Source organism: Klebsiella sp. Ech2A, from assembly GCF_030078455.1.
Taxonomy (GTDB): domain Bacteria; phylum Pseudomonadota; class Gammaproteobacteria; order Enterobacterales; family Enterobacteriaceae; genus Klebsiella; species Klebsiella terrigena.
The window spans coordinates 1-21,217 of record NZ_JAQGFU010000076.1 but is presented as its reverse complement, the minus strand read 5'-3'; the positions used below and the strand labels follow the sequence as shown (position 1 = coordinate 21,217).

Sequence of the window (21,217 nt, the reverse complement as noted above, 5' to 3'; positions counted from 1 at the left end):
ATCAATCCTTTCAGCCCCTGACGGCGGGCGGCCCGACCGTCGTTGAGCGCCCGGCTGGCGAGCGCGCCCGGAAGGTGGCCCATCTGCTGACGCAGGTTTTCGACCTGCTGCCAGGCCCACCGGTGATCGTGGTCCTGCTCGTACCACTGCTGCCAGCGGGCTTCCTGCTGCGGACTGGGGCGGCCGTCGCTGAGCAGGGCATACCAGTGGGAGGCCGAGCGCAGGGCCTGGCGACGGGAGTCGGTTAGCTTCGGGGTCACAGACCGTTCTCCAGGCGAAAAATCAGGCAGTGTTCGGTCGCTTTGGCAACATATTTTTTCACCGAGCTGACGGAGACCGTCAGGCGTACGGCGATTTCGGCGTAGGTCAGGCCTTCCAGCTGCGAGAGTAAAAACGCCTCCCGAGCCTTCTGGCTCAGGCCATCCAGCATCGCGTCCACCTGCTGCAGCGTCTCCAGCTGAATTTGCTGCAGCTCGGCGGAGGGCGCCAGCGCCTCAGGAATCTGGGCCATCATCTCCAGCCAGGCGCGCTCCAGCGCATTGCGGCGAAACAGATCGATCATTACCCGCTTCGCGATGGTGCACAGAAAGGATTTCGGATCGCGGATGGTCGTTAAGGGTTCGCCGCCCATCACCCGCATAAAGGTGTCCTGGGCGATGTCATCGGCGTCGAAAGAGGATTGCAGTCTGCCGGTCAGCCAGTTTTTCAGCCAGCCGTGATGGGCGTGATACAGCGAAGCAAGCGTCAGCGGTGCGGCGGTGGCGGTGAGTGAGGACATGGCCGGATTCAGGAAAAATGGAACGATGGCGCATATGTTAATATGAGAATGTTTCTCATTACAATTAAAACGCAGCGCTAAGTGCGCCTCCAGGCCGGGTTGTCACCTTAAGTAATTGTTACCCATTACAATTGATTTTATCTCCGCCTGGCCTGGCGCGCGGCGGTGGCTTCTCAATGGTCAAATGCAAATAAAAGTCATTATCAATATTCCCTCGCCAAAGATAATGATGTATTTATAATGCATCTTATAAGTCGTGAGGTGCTGCAGATGAATGCGAGTGAAAAGGCCGGACACACATTTTTAGCCAGCCTGGGGAAAACCCGGCTGCGGCCCGGTGGCGTCGAGGCGACGGAGTGGCTGTTCCGCCAGGCCGATTTGTCCTCGGACAGTACGGTGCTGGAGGTGGCCTGTAATATGGGGACCACCTCAATAGAGCTGGCGAAACGATTTGGCTGTCGGGTGTACGCCATCGATATGGATAAAGACGCGCTGGCGAAGGCCCGGCAAAATACCGTTCTTGAGGGCGTGGATAATAAGGTTCTGGTGATGGAGGCTAACGCTACGAGCCTGCCGTTTCCCGACGCCACCTTTGACGCGGTGATTAATGAGGCGATGCTGACCATGTATGCCGATAAAGCCAAAGCAAAGCTGGTGGCGGAATATTATCGCGTGCTCAAGCCCGGCGGCCGCCTGCTGACCCACGATATTATGTACACCCGGCAGGCGCTGGGGGAGGGCGAACGGATGGCGCTGCAGGGAGTGGTCAAATCTCACGTCAGCCCGATGAGCCAGGCGAGCTGGCAGTCTCTCTTCGAAGAGGCGGGGTTTGACTCCGTGCGCTGCCACGCGGGACCGATGTCGCTGATGTCGGCGCGGGGGTTGATAAAAGACGAAGGTTTCCGCCAGGCCCTGAGGATCATCTGTAATGGCCTGCTTAAGCGGGAGAATCGTCCGCGTTTTCTGGCGATGATGCGTTTTTTCCGGCGTCAGCGGCGGCAGCTTAATTTTATTGCCTGCTGTTCGGCTAAAGGCCGTACTGTACAAAAATAATGCGTGATAAACGTTCGAAATAAAAGCAATCCTATATCTCTGTCATTATTTGTCAGGAAGATAAAATAAGCCGGGTCTTATTTTACGCTTCACCGCCGGCGGTAAATTTTTGGCCGAATAGGAGCGCGGGGACTTATTCTTCCCGCTGCCACCGGCGATGCCGCGGTTGATTCCGCACCGCCTCGTTGCGCATCATTATTAAGCAGCGTCTGGGGGAGGCTGAAGGTGCGGGCAGCGCCGCATCGCCGGGCTTTTACCGATCGACGACGATGCCGGGAACGGCGGCGGAAAAGGGTGTTTCAGCAGGCGCAAGTTTGGCGCTTGTATAAATGAATAGCATTAAAATGATTTTCCAGATGAATATTCTTAATTAATTATTGATTTTTAATTTACATTTTGTAACAAGTGTGCTGGCATTATGTTTTTTTACCCTCAGCGTTCGTTTTTACTTGCCCGAGTGAATTTAGGCAGATTACTATTGTCGGACTTGCTATATGTACCGCCTAACGACTGATGAAGGGAATCGTTTTTTCCTTAAGCGTTACCTCATTTAGGATGTTTACAGGAAAAATGATGCCCTCCGCTTTTGATAAGAGTCTTTTGCATCCCCGCAATTGGGGAACCTGGTTTGGCCTGGCCATTCTTTGGTCGCTCGTGCAATTACCCTATCCGCTCCTTCACCGCATCGGCACCCGCGCCGGTAAGCTGTCGCGACGCTTCCTTAAGCGTCGGGAGCAGATTGCCAGAAGAAACCTTGAGCTCTGTTTCCCCGACATGTCCACTGAAGCGAGAGAAAAGCTGATCGAGCAGAACTTTATGTCGCTGGGAATGGGGTTAATTGAAACCGGCATGGCGTGGTTCTGGAGCGACGAGCGCGTCAGGAAATGGTTTGATGTCGAAGGTCTCGACAATCTCGAAAAGGCGATGAGCGCGCGTAAAGGCGTCATGGCGGTCGGCGTGCACTTTATTTCTCTTGAGCTCGGCGGCCGCACGATGGGCCTCTGCCGGCCGATGATGGCAACCTACCGTCCGCACAACAGCCCGCTGATGGAGTGGGTGCAGACCCGCGGACGCCTGCGTTCGAACAAAGCGATGATCGACCGCCGCAACTTGTCCGGCCTGGTGCACGCCCTGAAATCCGGTGAGGCGGTGTGGTTTGCTCCCGATCAGGATTACGGCCCCAAGGGCAGCGTCTTTGCCCCGTTCTTCTCCGTGCCCCAGGCCGCAACGACCAACGGCACCTACGTTCTTTCGCGCCTTTCGGGTGCCAAAATGCTCACCATCAGCATGGTGCGTAAAGCGAACGGCAAAGGCTACACCTTGTATATCGGCGACACGCTGGACGATTATCCTGTTGAAGATAAGCAGGAAGCGGCCACCTACATCAACAGGGTTATCGAAAGAGAGATCCTGCGCGCGCCTGAACAATATCTGTGGGTTCACCGACGCTTCAAAACGCGTCCGCTGGGTGAAGCCTCTTTGTACTAAGCCAACAGGCAGAGTAAGCTCTTTCAAAATCACGTTAGTTGCGTTAACGTGAGCGCGATCATATTTTTTGTTGAACGCGAAGGAGTGCAGTGTGTTCGCTGAGTTTGGTGTTTTGAACTATTTGACCTACCTGGTCGGGGCTATTTTTATCATCCTGGTGCCCGGCCCTAATACCTTTTTTGTCCTCAAAACCGGCATCGCGCACGGCATCAGGAAGGGCTATCTGGCGGCGGCTGGCGTGTTTATCGGCGACGCGGTGCTGATGCTGCTGGCCTTTGCCGGCGTCGCGACGCTGATCAAGACGACGCCGGTACTGTTCAATATCGTGCGCTATCTCGGGGCTATCTACCTGCTGTGGCTGGGTGGCAAAATGCTCTACGCGGTGCTGACGCAGCGGGAAGGGCAGAGTGATACCGGCGCCGAGCCGGCGAGTGCGATCCTCAAGCGTTCGCTGACCCTCAGCCTCACCAACCCTAAGGCTATCCTGTTTTACGTCTCCTTCTTCGTCCAGTTTATCGATGTCAGCGCAAAGACGCCGGGCTTGGCCTTCTTTATTCTGGCGCTGACCCTGGAAGTGATTAGCTTTATGTACATGAGCTTCTTAATTGTTTCCGGCTCTTTCGTGACGCGCTACGTTAAAACGAAGAAGAAGCTCGCCAAAATTGGCAACAGCCTGATAGGCCTGGTCTTTGTCGGATTTGCCGCGCGCCTGGCGACGCTGCAGTCGTAGTCATCCGGCCGGTGGCGTTGCGCCGGCCCGCAGCGATAATCTCTGGATTGTAACAAAAGCCCTTCAATTTTAATTGCATTGGTGTTACATATACAGCCGATTATCGGTCAGATAAAAGGGAACCCGGATGATTCTGCATAAACTCGTCAGCAATAAAAACAGTAAGAAATTTTTCTTGTCGATAGCGGTGGTGTTTGCCATCGCGCTTGCCGTGGTTGGACGCGCGACGTTTGGCGGCGTGGTGAGCGAGTACAATATGCCGTACTCCGAATGGACAACCTCGATGTTCTTCCTGCAAGGGGCGATGGTGACGGTCTACAGCATCGTATTTACGCTGCTTTTTTCCATTCCGCTGGGCTTCGTCTTCTTAGGTTCTGACCGCCAGGACTAAATGAAACAAGGCGAACCCAGGTTCGCCTCGATCCGCCTTTTTTCACCAGCCTCTGCCGTCGTAATGATGGTGGTGGTGTCTGTGATGATAGCCATCATCAACAATGCATCCCGATAACAGCGTGCATAGCGCGAGCATCAACGACAACACGATCGGTTTTTTCATTTCTCACTTCTCCGTTAGTCCGCCGTCCGCCCGCGACTGGCGACGGGTTCGGCTGGTGAAGTGAGTGTATCGCGTTAAGTTATTGAGTGGATAAGACAACTCTGCAATTTAAGCGCTATGGAAAAGGGCGGTTACCACCAGCCAAACTGCACGCCGGCCAGCGCGATAACGGCGATAACAATCATCAAAATGGTGCTTTTTTTCACGAAGCTCCGCCCGGCGCCGCGTATCCGCCAACAAAAAACCAGCCAAGAAAAATGACGGCGATAATAAAAATTACTACCGGGAAAAGAATACCCAATTTCATTGTGTTGTCCCTGAGTCTGCAAGTGATGTCCGCTATCATACTGGAAATCCCGCCGGGTTAGTCAATATTCAGGAAGGTCTCTTTGCGGCGCGACTTTTTATCCCGATACATCGCATCGTCAGCGGCCCGCAGCGCGCTCTCCATATCCATCGTTTGCGGATCCACGTCGATCACCCCAAAGCTGGCGCCAGGGTAGCTAATCCGGTGCTCGGCCAGGAAGTAAATTCCGCCGAGCTCCTTGCGCAGAGCGGCAATAAACGCCTGCTGCTCTTCGGCTTCGAGCTCCGCACCGATAATCAAGAACTCGTCGCCGCCGAGGCGACCCACCAGATCCCCCTGGCGCACGCGGGCGTTTAAACGCTCGCCGACCTGGACAAGGAAGCTATCGCCGCACGGGTGGCCGAACCGATCGTTGATCGCCTTAAAGTCGTCGAGATCGATGAAGATCAGCAAAATATTGCGCTGCAGTTCGCGCGCGCGCGGGAATATCGTCGAGAGGTGCTTGAACAGCGCGCGACGGTTGGGTAAGCCGGTTAATTCGTCGGTACAGGAGTGCATCTCCAGCGCCGAGTTGGCGGCGCGAAGCTGCTCAACCAGCGTCTCTTTCTCAACGTAGTGCGAGATGAGGTTGGCGAACAGGCCCATCACCTGCTCGCCTTCCAGGTTGTAGGGCTGTTTCTGGCGGCTGGTCGCACAGAGCGTGCCGTACAGCGAGCCGTCGGTCAGGCGGACGGGGATGCTGAAAAAGGTGGTGATGCCGAGCTCCCGGGCGGCAATGCACGAACGCCAGCGGCTGGCGACCTCGTTGCTGAACAGGCAGTTATCATCGATAGCGCGCTTGCACAGCGACTCGTTCCACGGGACGGAAAAGCCCTCCGGGATCGTCATTTCGCTGCTGTTATGCGCATACATAACCAGCTGGCGCTGGGCGCTAAGATCAATTCGGGTCAGATAGGTCGACTCCATTCGGGTCACAAGTTCCAGCATCTCAAGCAGTTGTCGCACCAACAGCTCCAGCGAATGTTCGTTGGCGAGCGTTTGCGAGACGCGAGCAAGAATAAAATCTGACATGAATGTACGGCTCCCGATCGCCGAGCGCTATCGCCGGTAAAAGGCTGAAACGGCTAACAGCGAAAAGTAAACATAGATACAACAAATTTAACACATTAGCGGCGGGAATACCTGCGGTCGCAGCGGGAAAAAAGCCCCGTCGGGGGCGACGGGGAAAAACTCATTGATTATGGAATGATCTGTTCTCTGGTCAATTCGAGAACAAGGGCTACTCTACGGCGCAAAAGTGTAGTTAAAATGGAGAAATCGTGAAGAATCAGGGCCCTCATCGCGGCGCTGAACGATATAAGGAGTCAAAATGAAGTGGATGACAATACTACTGCCGCTGGCACTGGCCGGATGCGCGAAGCCGACAACGCCCCCGGACGCACCGCCGCCGCCGAAGTCAATCGGCATGGCGAACCCGGCCTCGGTCTACTGCGGCGAGAAGGGCGGTAAGCTGATACCGATACAGACGCCGCAGGGCGTGCGTAGCGACTGCAGGCTGCCCGGCGGTGAAACCCTCGATGAATGGGAGCTGTGGCGCCGGGATCACCCTGCTAAGGCGTAATCTCGCCGACCGGCAGGTTTTCCAGCCACTCGGCCAGCACCAGCGCGTGGTTTTGCCGGGTATCCTTCGCGGCGTAGATCAGCGTTAGCGGCTGCCGGTGAGCCAGCGTGGCCAGACGTAGCCCCTCGTCACGATGGCTCTCCAGCTCCCGGCAATACTGCTCGCGGAAGCTGGCGAAGTCGATAGCTTCGCCGTGCAGGGCCTTGCGCAGCTCCGAGGACGGGGTCAGGGTTTTGCACCACTCATCGTAGCGCAGCGCCTCTTTTTTAATCCCCCTAGGCCAAAGCCTGTCGACCAGCACGCGATAGCCGTCGCCGGCGTCGGCCGGATCGTAGACGCGTTTACATTGAATCATCGCTATTCTCCATCCGTTGCATCCAGGCAAGCAGCTGCGGGATCTGCCCGTCGGAAAAAACCATAATACCCTGTTCGCGCAGCAGCGCTGCCGCCACGCCGGAGCCGGGCTTGCGCTGCCCGCTAAAGGAGCCGTCGTAGATAAACTGGCTGCCGCAGGTAGGGCTGCCGTCGGTGAGCAGCGCCGCCTGGCAGCCCTCCTCCCGGGCGGCCTTCAGCGCCAGCCAGGCGGCCAGCTGATAGTGCGCGGTGACGTCGTGGCCGTCGCTTTCAACGATGCGCCCGCGATTTTGCATCACCTCCGCGCCCTGAGAGTCGACAATTTCCGCCGGCAGTCTCGGCACCGGTAGCCCGGCGGCCAGCTCGGGGCAGTGGATAACCAGCCGGTTTTCGCGCTGCCAGCGCGCCAGAGTCTCGGCCAGCTGCGCCTTGTCGCTGCCGTTATAGCGTACCTGGAACCCCATCAGGCAGGCGCTCACCAGTAGCTTACCGCCGCCGGGGCGGGGCGAAAGCAAACGGGTCGTCCCGTCATCGGCCGTAATGGGAAGTGGTTTTTGCATCGGTCTCTCCGGTATAAAAAATTCACCGTAATGCCGCAGGGATCCCGCAGCAGGTGCGGAAGGCTGACGGCAGCGCGTGGCGATACCGATATTATCATCTGCCACACCGACTGCCAAAGCGTCGTCAGGGCGTCGCCGTCGGCGGGCCGGCCTGTGGTCAAAGCGGGGGAATCCCCCTGGAATCAGGAGTGTTATTTTTTTGTGCGAGGCATAGAATAGCTCAGGACACATTGAGTTGTTATTGCTACAAATGGATTTTACGCTTTGAATCAGCCCGTATCTCTGCGGGTTTTTTTTATTTTAAAAACGGGACTTTTCTCCGCTATAGCGCTCTTGTAATATATTATTTTACGCCTTCTTAAATTCTCTTATTTATAATAACGTATTAAAAATGATACCTTAAAAATATATTAAATCTCAGGTGCTATTTTTGATACTTTAAAAGTCCCCGCGATAAATCAGGTTATGTGATCGCCGTATATACATCAGTTTGGCTTAATTTAATAAAATAGCAAAACAAACACGGCAATTTATTACCTGAAACAGAGTCAGTTAAATCTGACTCCACTCTATATTATTGAGGCCATATTATGGAAAGCGTTCAAAATACCCTCGTTGCTCGCGAAAGCAGCGGCTGGAGAAAAAGTGACACCGTCTGGATGCTGGGGCTGTACGGGACGGCGATTGGCGCCGGGGTGCTTTTTCTGCCGATTAACGCCGGGGGTGGCGGCCTGATTCCGCTGATCATCATGGCCATTCTCGCCTTTCCGATGACCTTTTTCGCCCACCGCGGTTTAACCCGTTTCGTGCTCTCAGGTAAAAATCCTGGCGAAGATATTACCGAAGTGGTGGAGGAGCATTTTGGCGTCGGTGCCGGCAAGCTGATTACCCTGCTGTACTTCTTTGCGATTTACCCGATCCTGCTGGTTTATAGCGTCGCGATCACCAATACCGTCGACAGCTTTATTACCCACCAGCTCGGCCTGGTTTCTCCGCCGCGCGCAATTTTATCGCTGATTTTAATTGTGGGCATGATGGGCATTGTACGTTTTGGCGAAAAAATGATTGTTAAGGCCATGAGTGTGCTGGTGTTCCCGTTTGTCGCGGCGCTGATGATCCTGGCGCTCTATTTGATTCCTCAGTGGAACGGTGCGGTACTGGATACCCTGTCGTTCAGCAGCGCTGCCGCCACCGGCAACGGCCTGTGGATGACGCTGTGGCTGGCTATTCCGGTGATGGTGTTTTCCTTCAACCACTCGCCGATTATCTCCTCTTTCGCGGTGGCGAAACGGGAAGAGTATGGTCAGGATGCCGAGCGTAAATGCGCCCGCATCCTCAGCTATGCGCACATCATGATGGTGCTGACGGTGATGTTCTTCGTGTTCAGCTGCGTCCTGAGCCTCTCTCCGGCAAACCTCGCGGAAGCGAAGGCGCAGAACATCTCCATCCTCTCCTATCTGGCAAACCACTTTAACGCGCCGCTGATTGCCTGGATGGCGCCGATTATCGCCATGATCGCGATTACCAAATCCTTCCTCGGCCACTACCTCGGCGCGCGTGAAGGCTTTAACGGTATGGTTATCAAGTCCCTGCGCGGTAAAGGTAAAACCATTGAAATTACCAAACTGAATAAAATCACCGCGCTGTTCATGCTGGTGACCACCTGGCTGGTGGCGACCCTGAACCCAAGCATTCTGGGGATGATCGAAACCCTCGGCGGCCCGGTTATCGCCATGATCCTGTTCCTGATGCCGATGTACGCCATCAATAAAGTACCGGCCATGCGTAAATACAGCGGCCACATCAGCAACGCGTTTGTGGTGGTGATTGGGCTGATTGCCATCTCCGCTATCTTCTACTCTCTGTTCAGCTAAGCTTCCGGCGCCTCCCGTGACGGGAGGCGCATTCGTTTTGCTTTGTAACCCTATGGGTGCCACATGATTAGCGTTTTCGATATTTTTAAAATCAGTATCGGGCCCTCCAGCTCACACACCGTCGGGCCGATGAAAGCGGGAAAACAGTTTGTTGATACCCTGCAGGAAAAGGGCCTGCTGCATAAAGTGACTCGCCTGGTGGTGGACGTCTACGGCTCCCTTTCGTTAACCGGTAAGGGCCACCATACCGATATTGCGATTATTCTTGGACTCTCGGGCTATTTGCCGGATACCGTCGATATCGACGCCATTCCCACGATTATTCGTGACGTTAATACCCTGCAGCGTCTGCGTATTGAAGAGGGCCAGCGGGAAATTGAGTTCCCGGTGGCGGAGTGCATGCGTTTTCATAATGAGTTTTTGCCGCTGCATGAGAACGGTATGAGCATCACCGCGCTCTGCGACGGAAAAATCGTCCATTTCCAGACCTACTACTCCATCGGCGGCGGCTTTGTCGTCACCGAGGAGGCGTTCGGCAAGAGCCAGGACGCGGAGGTCGATATCCCGTTTCCGTTCTACTCCGCCCGCAACCTGCTGGCGCACTGCCACGATAACAGCCTGTCGATTTCCGCGGTGATGATGAAAAATGAGGTTGCCCGCCACGGCAGAGAAAGCGTCGAGCAAACGATGGCGAAAATCTGGGAGACCATGAGAAACGCCATTAACCGCGGCATGAGCACCGAAGGCCTGCTGCCGGGGCCGTTAAAGGTGCCGCGTCGCGCCTCCGCGCTGCACCGCGTGCTGGCTCCCCAGAGTCAGTCGATTACGCCGCTCAGCGCGATGGACTGGGTCAATATGTTCGCGATGGCGGTCGGGGAAGAGAACGCCTCCGGCGGGAGGGTGGTGACTGCGCCCACCAACGGCGCCTGCGGCATCGTGCCGGCGGTGCTGGCCTATTACGACCGCTTTATCAAAACGGTGACGCCGGAAATCTATATGCGCTACTTCCTGACCGCCGGCGCGGTAGGCATATTGTACAAAATGAACGCCTCCATTTCCGGCGCGGAAGTTGGCTGCCAGGGAGAGGTTGGCGTGGCGTGTTCCATGGCTTCCGCCGGGCTGGCGGAGCTGCTGGGCGCCAGTCCGGAGAAGGTTTGCATTGCCGCTGAAATCGGCATGGAGCACAACCTTGGGCTGACCTGCGATCCGGTTGCCGGTCAGGTTCAGGTGCCGTGTATCGAGCGCAACGCGATTGCGGCGGTGAAGGCGATCAACTCCGCCAGCATGGCGATGCACCGCACCAGCGATCCGAAGGTTTCTCTGGATAAGGTCATCGATACCATGTTTGAGACGGGTAAAGACATGAACGCCAAGTATCGCGAAACCGCCCGCGGCGGGCTGGCGATTAAAGTCGCGGTCTGCGAATCCTGACGTTTGCTCACGCCGCCTGCGCCGCAGGCGGTTTTTTTTCGGCCATTTTTTGCCCGCGCGGCTGCCTCAGCCGGCGGGCGATTTCCCCCGCCAGGCTAGCTTTTCTTCTCTGCTTCCGCCGGCGGAAAAGACCAGACAACGCTGTGAGACGCCGATGAGGTGTACCATTCGTTAATGGTGGCGTTCGCGTCGCTGGCCTTTTCGGCTGCGGCGCACTGCTCTTTTGGCGGCTGCGCTTTTTTGCGAATACGGATGCGGGGAGGGGCGGTGGCGTTGATTTGCGCATTAAAAGTACGAATGTGCGAATCGAATAAAACGGACTCCAGCTGATGCAAACGATCGAGACCGCGTAATATTCCGATTAGCGTGCTCAGGGTAACAGATTCACCTAATTCTACGCGTTTGATGGTTGCTGCGCCGACCTGCGCACGTTCGGCGAGTTCAATTTGGGAGAGCCCGAGCTGCATACGCGTTTCTTTAATTCTGCGGCACAGTTCTGAGATAATTTCGCTATCGGACATCGTACTGAAACGCATCTTGCTGCCTCTACTGCTTAATAAATCATTACGGATTATTTAACAGGCTAATTTATAAATAAAGTGAATAATTTCTTTTTTGCGAGAGTAATAACACTGTTTTTTATTTAACAAAATAGCTACAAAAAGAGCCGGGTAAATAAATAGCGGGAATTGAATAAGATAGTCAAAAAGCGCAGAGGACTTTTAATTCATTTTCAGCGCGTGCAGCGCCCCTCACGCCAAATGCGGGTCGCCGGTCGGGCGGAAAATAAGGATTGTGTTCCGCGAGGGAGATCGCTAATCTGAGGCTCCTTGTGTTGCCCGAAAATCGTTCCGACATAAGGACCCTGCTATGAACACTCCCCTGCGTATTGCCCTGGTTGGCGACTACAACCCTGACGTTGTCGCTCACAAAGCGATTCCCCTGGCCATCGACGATGCCGCTGCCGTGCTGGAGCTGCCTCTGCGCTATGACTGGCTGGCCACCAGCGATATCCACGATGCCGAAGCGCTCGCCGACTACGACGCCATCTGGGTGGTTCCCGCCAGCCCCTATAAAAATGCCGCCGGCGCGTTTATCGCGATCCGCTATGCGCGCGAAAACGGCATTCCGTTCCTCGGCACCTGCGGCGGCTTTCAGCACGCGATCGTTGAGTATGCGCGCAACGTCCTGGGCTGGCAGGATGCGGCGCATGCGGAAACGGATAGCGAAGGGCGAATGGTGATTGCGCCGCTGAGCTGCTCGCTGGTGGAGAAAACGGCGGCGATTGAGCTGCGCGCGAATACGCTGATTGCCCGCGCCTACGGCCGCGACAGCATCGAAGAGGGCTATCACTGCAGCTACGGTATTGCCGAGGAGTTTGCCCGCGAGCTGGAGCAGGGCGACCTGCGGGTGACCGGCTGGGACGAAGAGGGGGATATTCGGGCGGTGGAGCTGGTAACGCATCCGTTCTTTGTCGCGACCCTGTTCCAGCACGAGCGCAACGCGCTGGCCGGAAGTCCGTCGCCGCTGGTGCACGCCTTTTTACGCGCTGCCAGCCAATAGCGCGCTCTGGCCCCCGCCACGCCCCCGGAACGCCGGGGCCGTATGGCTGAGGGCAAAAGAGCGCTTTAGCCGTTAATCTCCCGAGCGCGGCCGGCAAGGGCGCCGAAGATGGCCATCACCACGGCGGTCAGCGCCACGGCGATGAGCGGAATATGCCAGTCGCCGTTGGCATCATGGATTTTCCCCATCACCGGCGGCCCGCAGGCGGCCAGCAGATAGCCAACGGCCTGCGCCATGCCGGAAAGAGCCGCCGCCTGGTGCGCCGAGCTGGCGCGCAGGCCGATAAAGGTCAGCCCCAGAATCATAGTCGCCCCGGACCCGAAACCAAAGAGCAGCGCCCAGAGAACCGCCTGCCCCGGCGCCAGCCACAGCCCGGCCGAGCTGACGGCGCACATCAGCGCCACCAGCACCGCGATGCCGCGCTGGTCCTTCAGGCGGTGCAGGATCAGCGGGATCGCGAGGCCCGGCGCGGCGGTGGCCAGCTGAAGCAGACCGTGCAGGGAGCCGGCCTGGGCTTCGCTATAGCCGAGGCTTTGCAAAATGGCCGGCAGCCAGCCGACTATCACGTAATACACCAGCGAGTTAATGCCGAGGAACAGCGTCACCTGCCAGGCCAGCGCCGAGCGCCAGATCCCACGGTTGTGCAGGGCGCCTGACGCGGTCAGCGGGGCGGCGGCCTCTCTGCGCGACTGCGGCAGCCAGATGAACAGCGCCAGCAGCGGGAAGACCATCAGCATCAACAGCGCCCCGCGCCAGCCAAAGCCGGCCAGCGCCAGCGGGACCACCATGGCGGAACCCAGCGCCGCGGCGGCACCCATGGTGAGCGAATAGGCGCCGGTCATTTTAGCCACGTGCTGCGAAAAATCGCGCTTAATTAAGCCCGGCAGCAGCACGTTGCCTAGCGCAATCCCGCAGCCTATGACGGCCGTTCCGCCAAACAGCATGGCCGCGGAAGGCAGCGAGCGCAGGCCGATGCCGAGGCAAATTAGCCCCAGCGCGATCAGCAGGCTGCGCTCGATACCAAAGCGGCGGGCAACGCCTGCTGCCAGCGGCGAAACCAGGCCAAAGGCCAGCAGCGGCAGGGTGGTTAACAGCCCGGTCTGGGCGGTGGTCAGCCCGTACTCCGCGCGAATGGCGTCGAGCAGCGGGGCGGCGCCGGTAAAGGTCACGCGCAGCGTGGTGGCAATCAATAAAATACCGGCAATCAGCAGCAGATTACGGCGGCCGGCAGAAGGAAGAACAGAACTCATGGCTATCTCAAACGAGTAAACAGGAAGGCTACAATAGCGCGTTTGCCGAATGTTTAAATCAAGCTAAAATGACAGATTATCGCTAATATCGGACAATCTGATGATTGGATTAGGTCTTGACGGCTATGACCCGGACAGCGGGCACGAAGCGGCCCTTGCGTTTCATATTCAGGTGGTGGAGGACGAGCAGCTTATTCCGCGCCACCAGCACCGCAAGGGGCAGCTGATCCTCGCGCTGCACGGCGCGCTCACCTGTGAGGTGGAAAACGGGATGTGGATGGTGCCGCCGCAGTACGCGGTGTGGGTTCCGGGCCAGCAGCCCCACAGCAACCGCGCGACGCCGGGGGCGCGGATCTGCTTTTTATTTATCGAGCCGGGAGCGGCCCCGATGCCGCAGCGCTGCTGCACGCTGAAGATCTCCCCGCTGGTGCGCGAGCTGATTCTGAGCCTTGCCGGGCGCAGCGCGACGGAGAGCGACGCTCCCGCCACCCGACGGCTGGTGCAGGTGCTGTTTGACGAGCTGCCGCAGCAGCCGGAGGAGCATCTGCAGCTGCCGGTTTCCGCGCACCCGAAGATCCGCCAGATGGCGGAACTGATGGCGGTGGCGCCGGCACAGTGGCAGACTCTGGGACAGTGGGCGGCGGAGTTCGCGATGAGCGAGCGTAACCTGGCGCGGCTGGTGGTTCGCGAAACCGGCCTCAGCTTTCGCCGCTGGCGCCATCAGCTACAGCTGATCCTCGCGCTGCAGATGCTGATCCGCGGGCAAACGGTGCAGCAGACCGCGCACGGCCTGGGATATGACTCGACGACCGCCTTTATCACCATGTTCAAAAAGGGCCTCGGCCAGTCTCCCGGACGCTATCTTGCCAGCCTGACTACGACTTTCCGATAAACAGCGAGATGATCCCCGCGGCGATCAGCGGGCCGACGGGGACCCCGCGGAACAGCGCGACGCCGAGGACGGTGCCCACCAGCAGTCCGGCGACCAGCTGCGGCTGCGAGCCCATCAGCGAAACGCCGCGCCCGCCGAGCCAGGAGACAAACACCCCGACGGCGATAGCCAGCAGCGACTTCCAGTTCACGAACGAGTGCAGCAGCGTCGAGGGCGGCAGGGTGCCGCTGGCGATGGGCGCCATCACGCCGATGGTCAAAATGATAATACCGATCGTCAGCCCCTGTTTTTCAATCCACGGGAAAAAGACGTTGAGCGGCGTGACGCGCACGATAATCAAAACCAGGATAGAGATTGCCACGGTGGTGTTGTGGCTGATAAAGCCGAGCGCGGCCAGCCCCAGAAGCACGAACAGGGTGGTATCGAACATGTCAGGAGATCCTTGCCAAAATAATAAGCCCGTCTACTTTACGCATAATAGCGTGAATAAACAGGCTTATTTGTCACGCCGGCGCGCTTTGTGCTGACGGCCCTGCGCGGCAGAGATGGAGACCCCTCAGGCTTCCCGGCGAAAGGCAACCAGCTCGGGACGGGCGATGCGCAGATAGTCTGCCGTATCGAGGATAATTGAGCGGTCCAGCCGCCCGGCGTTGAAGGCGATTTCGCTAAAATTCTCGAACAGCAGCGGGTCGGCCACCAGGCGCAGCGCCGGATGGAAGCTGAAAGGGGGAATGGCGCCAAAAACGCAGGCGGTCAGCGCATCGACTTCGGCGGGGCTGGCCAGCGAGGCTTTGCTGCCGCCAACGTGCTGCGCCAGGCGCGCGAGGTCGGCCTGCTGGTCGGCGGCGAGGATCGCCAGCACGTGCTGATTGACGCCGTGGCCTTTCACTTTGCAAACCAGCGCTTTGGCCCCTTGTCCGAGCGCGGTGCCGCGAATTTCAGAAACGGCCTCGCATTTCCCCACCGCCTCATGCTCTACCAGCCGGTAGCGGGCCTGGCGCTCGTCGAGCAGCGCCAGCAGCAGTTGGTGGGTGTTCGGTTTTTCAGGTGCGTTCATGCGCGGTTCTCTCCGGGGATAAAAAGGCCAGTCTAATCCTCCCCGCGGCGAATGAAAACCGTCGGCTGGCGCCGCATTCTTCCACATTAAATCCATATTTCACTCATTTTATCTGCGTAACGATATGCTGGAATAGTGAAACGTATTACTATCCTTGCGCTGCTTAAAGCGAAAGGAATTTATTAATCAAGCGAACTTTTCTCATTTTCTTTAGTCCTTAATGGGACTAACGAGGTGCTGTTGATAGTGGTAACGAGGTTATGATGATGGAAAACGCAGCGGTGCAGGTATCCCCCCGGAAGTTCAAAAAAATAAGGGAACTGAACAGGCGCCGTAATTACTTTATTAAGAAAGTCCGCAACGTGATGCGCGTTTATATTGCAAAAGCGTTCTGGGACCAGCATACCCGCCGTGAGGCCGACTTCGGGTCGGCGAAAACCGTGCTGCTGATGCGCAACGAAGGCGCCGTCGGGGACGTGGTCGTTGATTCCGCGCTGGTGAAATGCCTGCATGAATCGGGCTATACCGTGGATTTCCTGCTGACTAAATCGAATAGCCAGGTGATGCGCCATAACCCGCGGATCCGCCATATCTATGAGGCTGATAACGTCGACTCCGCCGCTTTTCTGCGGAAATTTACCCACAACGTTCCTCGGCCCGTTATTAATGAGCTGGCAAATAATAAGTACGATATCGTTATTGACCCCTCTTTGTTTGATATGCCCGTACACCGAATGCTGCTTCTCCGACAAATAAAAGCAAAAGCGGTGCTCGGCTTTAATAAATGGCCATCAATTAACCATTACACCACCTCGTTTAAATTTGATTGTGAAAACTGGCATGTCAGCAAAACCTTTGAGCTGATTGCCGAGCATATGCAGCTGGATAAGAAACATCTCGGGACCTACGACCTGCATATTCCGCAGGATGTCCACCAGCAGGTTCGCCAGCATCTGGCCGCTATTGAGGGACCGAAAGCGGTGGTGAACATTTTTGCCGGCCATCAGGACCGCAGCCTGTCGCAGGAGCAGCTATCGGCGCTGATCGCCAGGCTGCAGGCGGAGTATCCTCGGGTCAACGTTATTCTGCTCGATCATCGCAACGAAATTCGCATTCCGCTTGCGGAAAAGGTGAGCGTGAATCCGTTTAAAACCCTGCACCACGCGATGGCGCTGATTGCCGAAGCCGACCTGGTTATCTCGCCGGATACGTCGATCGTCCACATGGCGGCGGCGTGGAAAAAACCGCTGGTTGCGGTTTACAAAGACGTGCCGTTGAACAACCGGCTGTGGGCGCCGGGGTACGACAACGCGCGGCAGATCATCGTTAAATGCGGCAAGGTGCACCAGCAGCACGATCTTGCCGACCTTATCGTCGCGCAGATCGATCCCCAGGTGCTGAAGAGCCGCTAGGCCCAGCACCGATTTGGATTTCGGCCCTGCGCTAAAGACGGCGCCGGGGCCGAAGCCCGCCGATACGCAGCGCGCTCCCGCGATGACGGGCGGCCGTTGACAGGGAATTTACGCCTGGCGCAGATCCCGCAGGACTGAAAGCAGGTGCTGCGTCGAAAGCTCGTTTTCACTCTCCCGCCAGGCTAATCCCAGCTCTCTCCACAGCGCCGGCTTTAAGGGGCGAATGGCGATGCGGCTATCGACGGATCGCCGGGTGCCCGATTCATGCGGCAGCAGCGTGGCGCCATATCCGGCACCCACCAGGCTTTTAATGGCATCGTTGTAGTCCAGCGTGATCCGCGGCGTGGGGCTATGGCCGGTGTCGGCAAACCAGCCGCTGGTCAGCTGCGACAGGTGGGTGCCGGAGCCGTTTAGTACCAGAGGTTTTGCCATCAGCCATTGCGGGGTCACCACCTCCGGGGCCTCCCACTCCGCGGGCAGAAAGGCGAGGACGGGGTCCCGCCGCCAGGCGTCAATCTTCAGGCCGCGGCTCCGGGGCTGCGGAAGCGCCACGATACCGATATCGAGCGAACCGGATTTCAGCTGCTCAAGGGTCTGCTGCGACGTCAGGATGGTGATGTGCACGTCAATATGCGGATGGGACTGCGCCAGCTTTTCAAGGGCCCGGGGCAGAAGGTAAGCAATGGCGCCGGTGGAGGCTCCTAGCCGCACCTGGCCGGTGAGCCCCTGAGCCTGGCGGGATATGTCGTCAAGCGCATAGGCGACGTCGGCAAGGAGCCGGCGGGCGTGGGCGACCATGTTCTCGCCAATTGCCGTCGGCCTGACTTTGCCCCGGGTGCGGGAGAGCAGCTTCGCCCCCACGCGGCCTTCGAGCTCGGAGATATGCAGGCTGACGGTCGGCGGCGCCAGGTGCAGCTGCCGGGCGGCTTCGTTGAAGGAGCCGGTATCGGCAATGGTGATCAGCGTGCGCAGCTGATCGAGATTGATCTCCCGCACTGGCGTACCTCAGAAAAACTGAATTTGACGTTAGGATAATTCAACTTTACCAATACTTAAACCTGGCACAACATTTATGCACTGACGTTCTACCCGGTTTAAGGAAATGACGATGACGCACGTATTTATTGATGGCGAGCAGGGCACAACGGGTTTGCAAATCCACGACCGCCTGCGCCACCGTACGGATATTAAGCTCATGACTCTGCCTCCGTCACAGCGCAAAGAGCGGCGGCTTCGGGCGGAGATGCTGAACGGCTGCGATATCGCCATTCTGTGCCTGCCCGATGAGGCGGCGCGTGAGTCGGTGGCGATGCTGGAGAATCCGCAGGTGCGCGTAATTGATGCCAGCTCGGCCCATCGCACCGTCTCCGGGTGGACGTACGGTTTCCCGGAGATGAGCGCCGACCAGCCCGCACGCATCAGGGCGTCGAAGCGCGTCACCAACCCAGGCTGCTACCCAACCGGCGCGATTGGCCTGCTGCTCCCGCTGGTTAACGCCGGGCTGCTGCCCGCTGATTACCCCGTTTCCATTCACGCCGTGTCCGGCTATTCGGGCGGCGGAAAGGCGGCGATCGAGCTGTACGAAGGCGGGGAGGCGGGCTCCGGCCCTGCTTTTCAGGCGTATGGCTTAGGCCTCAGGCACAAGCATGTTCCGGAGATCGCGCGCTACGCCGGGCTCTCTACGCCGCCGTTTTTCATGCCGGCTTACGGCGCCTACCGCCAGGGGATTATCCTCAGCGTGCCGCTACAGCAGCGCCTGCTGCCTGAACGTGCCGATGCGGCAGCAGTACATGCCTGCCTGGAGCAGCATTATCGCCATAGCGATTTGGTCAAGGTGCTGGCGCCTGAAGTCGTCGGCGAGATTGAGCGTCTCGATCCCCAGCAGCTGAACGGCAGCAACGAGATGGCGCTGGGCGTATTTTCCAATCCTGAGAGCGGGCAAATCCTGCTGACGGCAGTCTTCGATAATCTCGGCAAAGGGGCGTCGGGCGCCGCGGTGCAAAACCTCGACCTGATGATCGGCGCCGGCTAACCCCGGCGTGAGAGCGGGGGTTTCAGGCGCATTTATACGGATGAATCAGGCATGATTTTTCGCCACCATTCAGGCTTCATATCTTCAAATGAGTGGGTTTCGGGTGAGAAAAAATCATGATGATTATTGTCAAAAACACCGCTAAGCAAAGCAATAACCGGGGCATCATCTATGGCGCCGATGGAGGCGCCACACTGGCCGCAGAACGCCCTCGATGAAGCCGCAGACGAACGGTATACCGAAGGCCTGCCCCCTTCGCCGGTCCATGCAACGTCAGCCGCACGGAACTCAAGCCATACTGCAGTCTGGCAGCCGGAATGCTTCTGACATATATCGCAGGAGCAGGTATGACGGGAGGAAGGATTGACCGCAACGAATCTGATAAAACCGCACAAACATCCCCCGGACAGCTTAATATCCATACCCATCAACTCCTCATGAATGCCCCAAAGGGCAACGATATCATTCCTGGCCTAAGCGGCAAACCGGCGGCCGCTCGCGCCGTTTTAGCCGCCCGGCGTGCGGTTCCGACGTAAAGTCAGAAAATATTTTCGAGCAGCGGAGCTCTCATACTGCTATCGAAGGGAATAATATCCGCGTTAGCTATTTTAAATTTTTGGAATGGATCCTGGCTGAGACGTGCTTTCAGCGTTTCGATGCTGTCAGCTTTTGCAAGGATGACGCCGCCATTACGGGGAATTCTCCTGCCTGACGCCAAAAACACCCCATCCGAGTAGCCCTGTTTAAGCCACTCAACGTGAGCAGGTATGTGGGAATCAACCTCTTCGAGCGGTTTTATATAAGTTAAAACAACGACGTAAATGATGCTCATTTTAAAATCCTTATCAAAAGAAAGCCTTAAAATGTAACCACCGAAGGACGCCGGGCTAAAGCGGCAAAATAAACGCCCGGCATACTAGCGTCTCGCGCGGGAGGCCGAAAGCGACGCCGTGCGGGAAGAAATATGTTGCGTATAAAGACGTATGGGGTTTGGTCGTAAAGCCGGCCTTAATTACTTCTGCAGTATCTGCCCAACGTCGATACGATTTCCATCCGGATCGGCGAACACAAATGCCCGAATACCATAATCTTTATCCTCCAGGCTTTTAATTATCCTCGCACCAATTTCCTGACAGCGGGCGTATAAGGCGTTGGCATCATCCACCAGCAGGTGCGCACCAGGCCAGGAGGGTGCTTTGTGCTGCGGCTGGAGGGTTAAATGGAGTTCAGCCTCTTCACGCTTTATGATCATAAAACCCACCGGATCTCCGTTTTCAAAAACAGCGCTGAAGTTCAGCCCGTTGATATAGAACTCTTTGGCGATGGCGATGTTTTTAACCGGTAGCACGGCCGCGATACGACCAAATCTGACAAGATCCTGCACGATCAACCTCGAGATTGTTAATCAATAAATGGCTTAGCGGCGGGCGGTGCCGTCGCCAGGCGGCTGGGCGGTGCCAGATGATTGATGAAGATATAATATTTTTCCCCGGGGTGACATTGAAACTTTTGCAGCGCTAGGCCATCCAGTCGCCGATAAGCTCCCCGTACAGCCGCTTGGCCTCCTCCAGCCGGCTGAGCAGGCAGTACTCGTCGGTCTGGTGGGCCATCGACGGCTCGCCGGGGCCGAGAATAATGCACGGCGGATTACCCAGCGCGGGCAGCAGCAGGGAGGCGTCGGTAAAGTAGGGCACCACCCGCGGCGTCAGCGGCATATCGTGCAGCGGCTGGCAGCGCTGATAAACCTGGGCTATCCACGCGTGCCGCGCTTCGCTCAGCACCGCGGGCAGATCGACCAGGGTAGTGAGCGTCACGCTCTCGCCAAGCAGCGCGCTCAGCCGCTGTCGAATGACGGCGTGCTGTAAATTGGGGGCGCTGCGGATATCGACATCAAAGCACGCGCGGTCCGGCACGGAGTTAATATTGAGCCCGCCCTCAATGCGTCCGACGTTGAGCGTGGGCTGCTTCATCAGCGGATGCGGCGCGCCGGGCGAAAAATGGCGGATCTTACCCAGCGCATCCGCCGCCAGATAGATGGCGTTAATCCCCAGCTCCGGCATCGCGCCGTGGGCGGTTTTGCCCCGGGTTTCCGCACGCAGCCACAGCGCGCCTTTGTGCCCGATAACCGGGTAGTTGGCGGTGGGTTCACCGACGATCAGCGCGCCAATCTCCGGCAGCGTGCCGGAGGCGATCAGCGCCCGCGCGCCGTCGCAGCCGGTTTCTTCCCCGCCGGTGATCAGCAGCACCGCGCCGCGCCCG

Annotated in this window: 27 protein-coding genes; 11 read left to right on the top strand and 16 right to left on the bottom strand. The window is 57.5% G+C overall.

All coding sequences use genetic code 11. From position 1 onward, the window contains the following. Both PFH44_RS14935 and fecI read right to left on the bottom strand, forming a co-directional pair. Positions 1–260, bottom strand: a 260-nt coding sequence (locus PFH44_RS14935; protein WP_283825374.1) for a DUF4880 domain-containing protein, incomplete at its 3' end; no start/stop codon positions are given. Beyond that, positions 257–778 carry a ferric citrate uptake sigma factor FecI gene (fecI, locus tag PFH44_RS14930; RefSeq protein ID WP_283825373.1) on the bottom strand — a complete coding sequence of 174 codons (522 nt, stop codon included), beginning with the start codon at positions 776–778 and terminating at the stop codon, positions 257–259. The genes fecI and PFH44_RS14935, both read right to left, overlap by 4 nt. Positions 779–1,048: 270 nt before the next feature. On the opposite strand from fecI, the gene PFH44_RS14925 reads away from it, so the two are divergent. The 4 genes from PFH44_RS14925 (at position 1,049) to PFH44_RS14910 (ending at position 4,440) form a co-directional block, all read left to right on the top strand. Next, a complete protein-coding gene (locus tag PFH44_RS14925) occupies positions 1,049–1,831 on the top strand; it encodes a class I SAM-dependent methyltransferase (RefSeq protein WP_283825372.1) in 783 nt (260 codons plus the stop codon). A gap of 573 nt (positions 1,832–2,404) precedes the next feature. Beyond that, positions 2,405–3,319 carry a kdo(2)-lipid IV(A) palmitoleoyltransferase gene (gene lpxP, locus PFH44_RS14920; RefSeq protein ID WP_283825371.1) on the top strand — a complete coding sequence of 305 codons (915 nt, stop codon included), beginning with the start codon at positions 2,405–2,407 and terminating at the stop codon, positions 3,317–3,319. A 91-nt stretch (positions 3,320–3,410) separates the two neighbouring features. After that, complete coding sequence (leuE, locus tag PFH44_RS14915; RefSeq protein WP_283825370.1) at positions 3,411–4,049, top strand: leucine efflux protein LeuE; 639 nt, start codon at positions 3,411–3,413, stop codon at positions 4,047–4,049. Between the two features lie 127 nt (positions 4,050–4,176). Next, positions 4,177–4,440, top strand: coding sequence for a DUF2534 family protein (locus PFH44_RS14910; protein ID WP_045854911.1), 264 nt, complete (start codon positions 4,177–4,179; stop codon positions 4,438–4,440). A 42-nt stretch (positions 4,441–4,482) separates the two neighbouring features. On the opposite strand, the gene PFH44_RS14905 is transcribed toward PFH44_RS14910, so the two are convergent. The 3 genes from PFH44_RS14905 to PFH44_RS14895 all read right to left on the bottom strand — a co-directional run bounded on the left by PFH44_RS14905 (position 4,483) and on the right by PFH44_RS14895 (position 5,983). Then, complete coding sequence (locus PFH44_RS14905; protein WP_115193110.1) at positions 4,483–4,605, bottom strand: hypothetical protein; 123 nt, start codon at positions 4,603–4,605, stop codon at positions 4,483–4,485. 202 nt (positions 4,606–4,807) lie between these two features. Further along, positions 4,808–4,912, bottom strand: coding sequence for a YoaK family small membrane protein (locus PFH44_RS14900; protein WP_041145046.1), 105 nt, complete (start codon positions 4,910–4,912; stop codon positions 4,808–4,810). A 57-nt stretch (positions 4,913–4,969) separates the two neighbouring features. Further along, positions 4,970–5,983, bottom strand: coding sequence for a GGDEF domain-containing protein (locus PFH44_RS14895; protein WP_283825369.1), 1,014 nt, complete (start codon positions 5,981–5,983; stop codon positions 4,970–4,972). Positions 5,984–6,281: 298 nt separating this feature from the next. On the opposite strand from PFH44_RS14895, the gene PFH44_RS14890 reads away from it, so the two are divergent. Continuing rightward, complete coding sequence (locus tag PFH44_RS14890; protein ID WP_045854938.1) at positions 6,282–6,533, top strand: putative hemolysin; 252 nt, start codon at positions 6,282–6,284, stop codon at positions 6,531–6,533. Here the strand turns inward: PFH44_RS14890 and PFH44_RS14885 are convergent. Further along, entirely contained in the window at positions 6,523–6,888 is a 366-nt protein-coding gene (locus tag PFH44_RS14885; protein ID WP_283825368.1) for a DUF488 domain-containing protein, read from the bottom strand. The genes PFH44_RS14890 and PFH44_RS14885 overlap by 11 nt on opposite strands. Then, positions 6,875–7,351 (bottom strand): 2-thiouracil desulfurase family protein, encoded by a 477-nt coding sequence (locus PFH44_RS14880; RefSeq protein WP_283825377.1) that lies wholly within the window; start codon positions 7,349–7,351, stop codon positions 6,875–6,877. The genes PFH44_RS14885 and PFH44_RS14880 overlap by 14 nt, the downstream gene beginning before the upstream one ends. A 686-nt stretch (positions 7,352–8,037) precedes the next feature. Here PFH44_RS14880 and PFH44_RS14875 point away from each other — a divergent pair. Beyond that, positions 8,038–9,321, top strand: a complete 1,284-nt coding sequence (locus PFH44_RS14875) for an HAAAP family serine/threonine permease (protein WP_045854940.1) — start codon at positions 8,038–8,040, stop codon at positions 9,319–9,321. Between the two features lie 63 nt (positions 9,322–9,384). After that, a complete protein-coding gene (locus PFH44_RS14870; RefSeq protein ID WP_283825367.1) occupies positions 9,385–10,752 on the top strand; it encodes an L-serine ammonia-lyase in 1,368 nt (455 codons plus the stop codon). Between the two features lie 95 nt (positions 10,753–10,847). On the opposite strand, the gene PFH44_RS14865 is transcribed toward PFH44_RS14870, so the two are convergent. Then, on the bottom strand, positions 10,848–11,288 hold the full coding sequence (locus tag PFH44_RS14865) for a helix-turn-helix domain-containing protein (protein WP_045854942.1): 441 nt from the start codon (positions 11,286–11,288) through the stop codon (positions 10,848–10,850). Between the two features lie 334 nt (positions 11,289–11,622). On the opposite strand from PFH44_RS14865, the gene PFH44_RS14860 reads away from it, so the two are divergent. Next, the gene (locus PFH44_RS14860) at positions 11,623–12,315 is read left to right on the top strand and encodes a CTP synthase C-terminal region-related (seleno)protein (protein ID WP_123707536.1); all 693 of its coding nucleotides are present in this window, start codon (positions 11,623–11,625) and stop codon (positions 12,313–12,315) included. Positions 12,316–12,380: 65 nt separating this feature from the next. On the opposite strand, the gene PFH44_RS14855 is transcribed toward PFH44_RS14860, so the two are convergent. Beyond that, positions 12,381–13,565, bottom strand: coding sequence for a CynX/NimT family MFS transporter (locus PFH44_RS14855; RefSeq protein WP_283825366.1), 1,185 nt, complete (start codon positions 13,563–13,565; stop codon positions 12,381–12,383). Between the two features lie 97 nt (positions 13,566–13,662). Here PFH44_RS14855 and PFH44_RS14850 point away from each other — a divergent pair, with 97 nt between their 5' ends. Beyond that, complete coding sequence (locus PFH44_RS14850; protein ID WP_283825376.1) at positions 13,663–14,457, top strand: AraC family transcriptional regulator; 795 nt, start codon at positions 13,663–13,665, stop codon at positions 14,455–14,457. On the opposite strand, the gene PFH44_RS14845 is transcribed toward PFH44_RS14850, so the two are convergent. Further along, positions 14,441–14,887: a DUF441 domain-containing protein gene (locus tag PFH44_RS14845; RefSeq protein ID WP_045854946.1), complete on the bottom strand. Its 447-nt coding sequence runs from the start codon at positions 14,885–14,887 to the stop codon at positions 14,441–14,443. The two genes, PFH44_RS14850 and PFH44_RS14845, sit on opposite strands and share 17 nt — an antisense overlap. A 126-nt stretch (positions 14,888–15,013) precedes the next feature. After that, the gene (locus tag PFH44_RS14840; RefSeq protein ID WP_283825363.1) at positions 15,014–15,514 is read right to left on the bottom strand and encodes a YbaK/prolyl-tRNA synthetase associated domain-containing protein; all 501 of its coding nucleotides are present in this window, start codon (positions 15,512–15,514) and stop codon (positions 15,014–15,016) included. A 263-nt stretch (positions 15,515–15,777) separates the two neighbouring features. On the opposite strand from PFH44_RS14840, the gene PFH44_RS14835 reads away from it, so the two are divergent. Beyond that, a complete protein-coding gene (locus tag PFH44_RS14835) occupies positions 15,778–16,926 on the top strand; it encodes a glycosyltransferase family 9 protein (protein ID WP_283825362.1) in 1,149 nt (382 codons plus the stop codon). A gap of 108 nt (positions 16,927–17,034) precedes the next feature. On the opposite strand, the gene PFH44_RS14830 is transcribed toward PFH44_RS14835, so the two are convergent. Continuing rightward, complete coding sequence (locus PFH44_RS14830; RefSeq protein ID WP_283825361.1) at positions 17,035–17,922, bottom strand: LysR family transcriptional regulator; 888 nt, start codon at positions 17,920–17,922, stop codon at positions 17,035–17,037. Positions 17,923–18,034: 112 nt separating this feature from the next. Between PFH44_RS14830 and argC the strand changes: the two genes are divergently transcribed. Continuing rightward, entirely contained in the window at positions 18,035–18,958 is a 924-nt protein-coding gene (gene argC / locus PFH44_RS14825; RefSeq protein ID WP_283825360.1) for an N-acetyl-gamma-glutamyl-phosphate reductase, read from the top strand. Positions 18,959–18,990: 32 nt separating this feature from the next. On the opposite strand, the gene PFH44_RS14820 is transcribed toward argC, so the two are convergent. From PFH44_RS14820 to PFH44_RS14805, 4 genes are all read right to left on the bottom strand, one after another. After that, positions 18,991–19,380, bottom strand: a complete 390-nt coding sequence (locus PFH44_RS14820; RefSeq protein WP_283825359.1) for a GFA family protein — start codon at positions 19,378–19,380, stop codon at positions 18,991–18,993. Between the two features lie 116 nt (positions 19,381–19,496). Next, on the bottom strand, positions 19,497–19,790 hold the full coding sequence (locus PFH44_RS14815) for a YciI family protein (protein ID WP_283825358.1): 294 nt from the start codon (positions 19,788–19,790) through the stop codon (positions 19,497–19,499). A gap of 180 nt (positions 19,791–19,970) precedes the next feature. Continuing rightward, complete coding sequence (locus PFH44_RS14810) at positions 19,971–20,342, bottom strand: VOC family protein (protein WP_045855459.1); 372 nt, start codon at positions 20,340–20,342, stop codon at positions 19,971–19,973. 133 nt (positions 20,343–20,475) lie between these two features. Beyond that, positions 20,476–21,217 (bottom strand): M20/M25/M40 family metallo-hydrolase (locus PFH44_RS14805; RefSeq protein WP_283825357.1); only part of this gene is annotated, 742 nt, incomplete at its 5' end.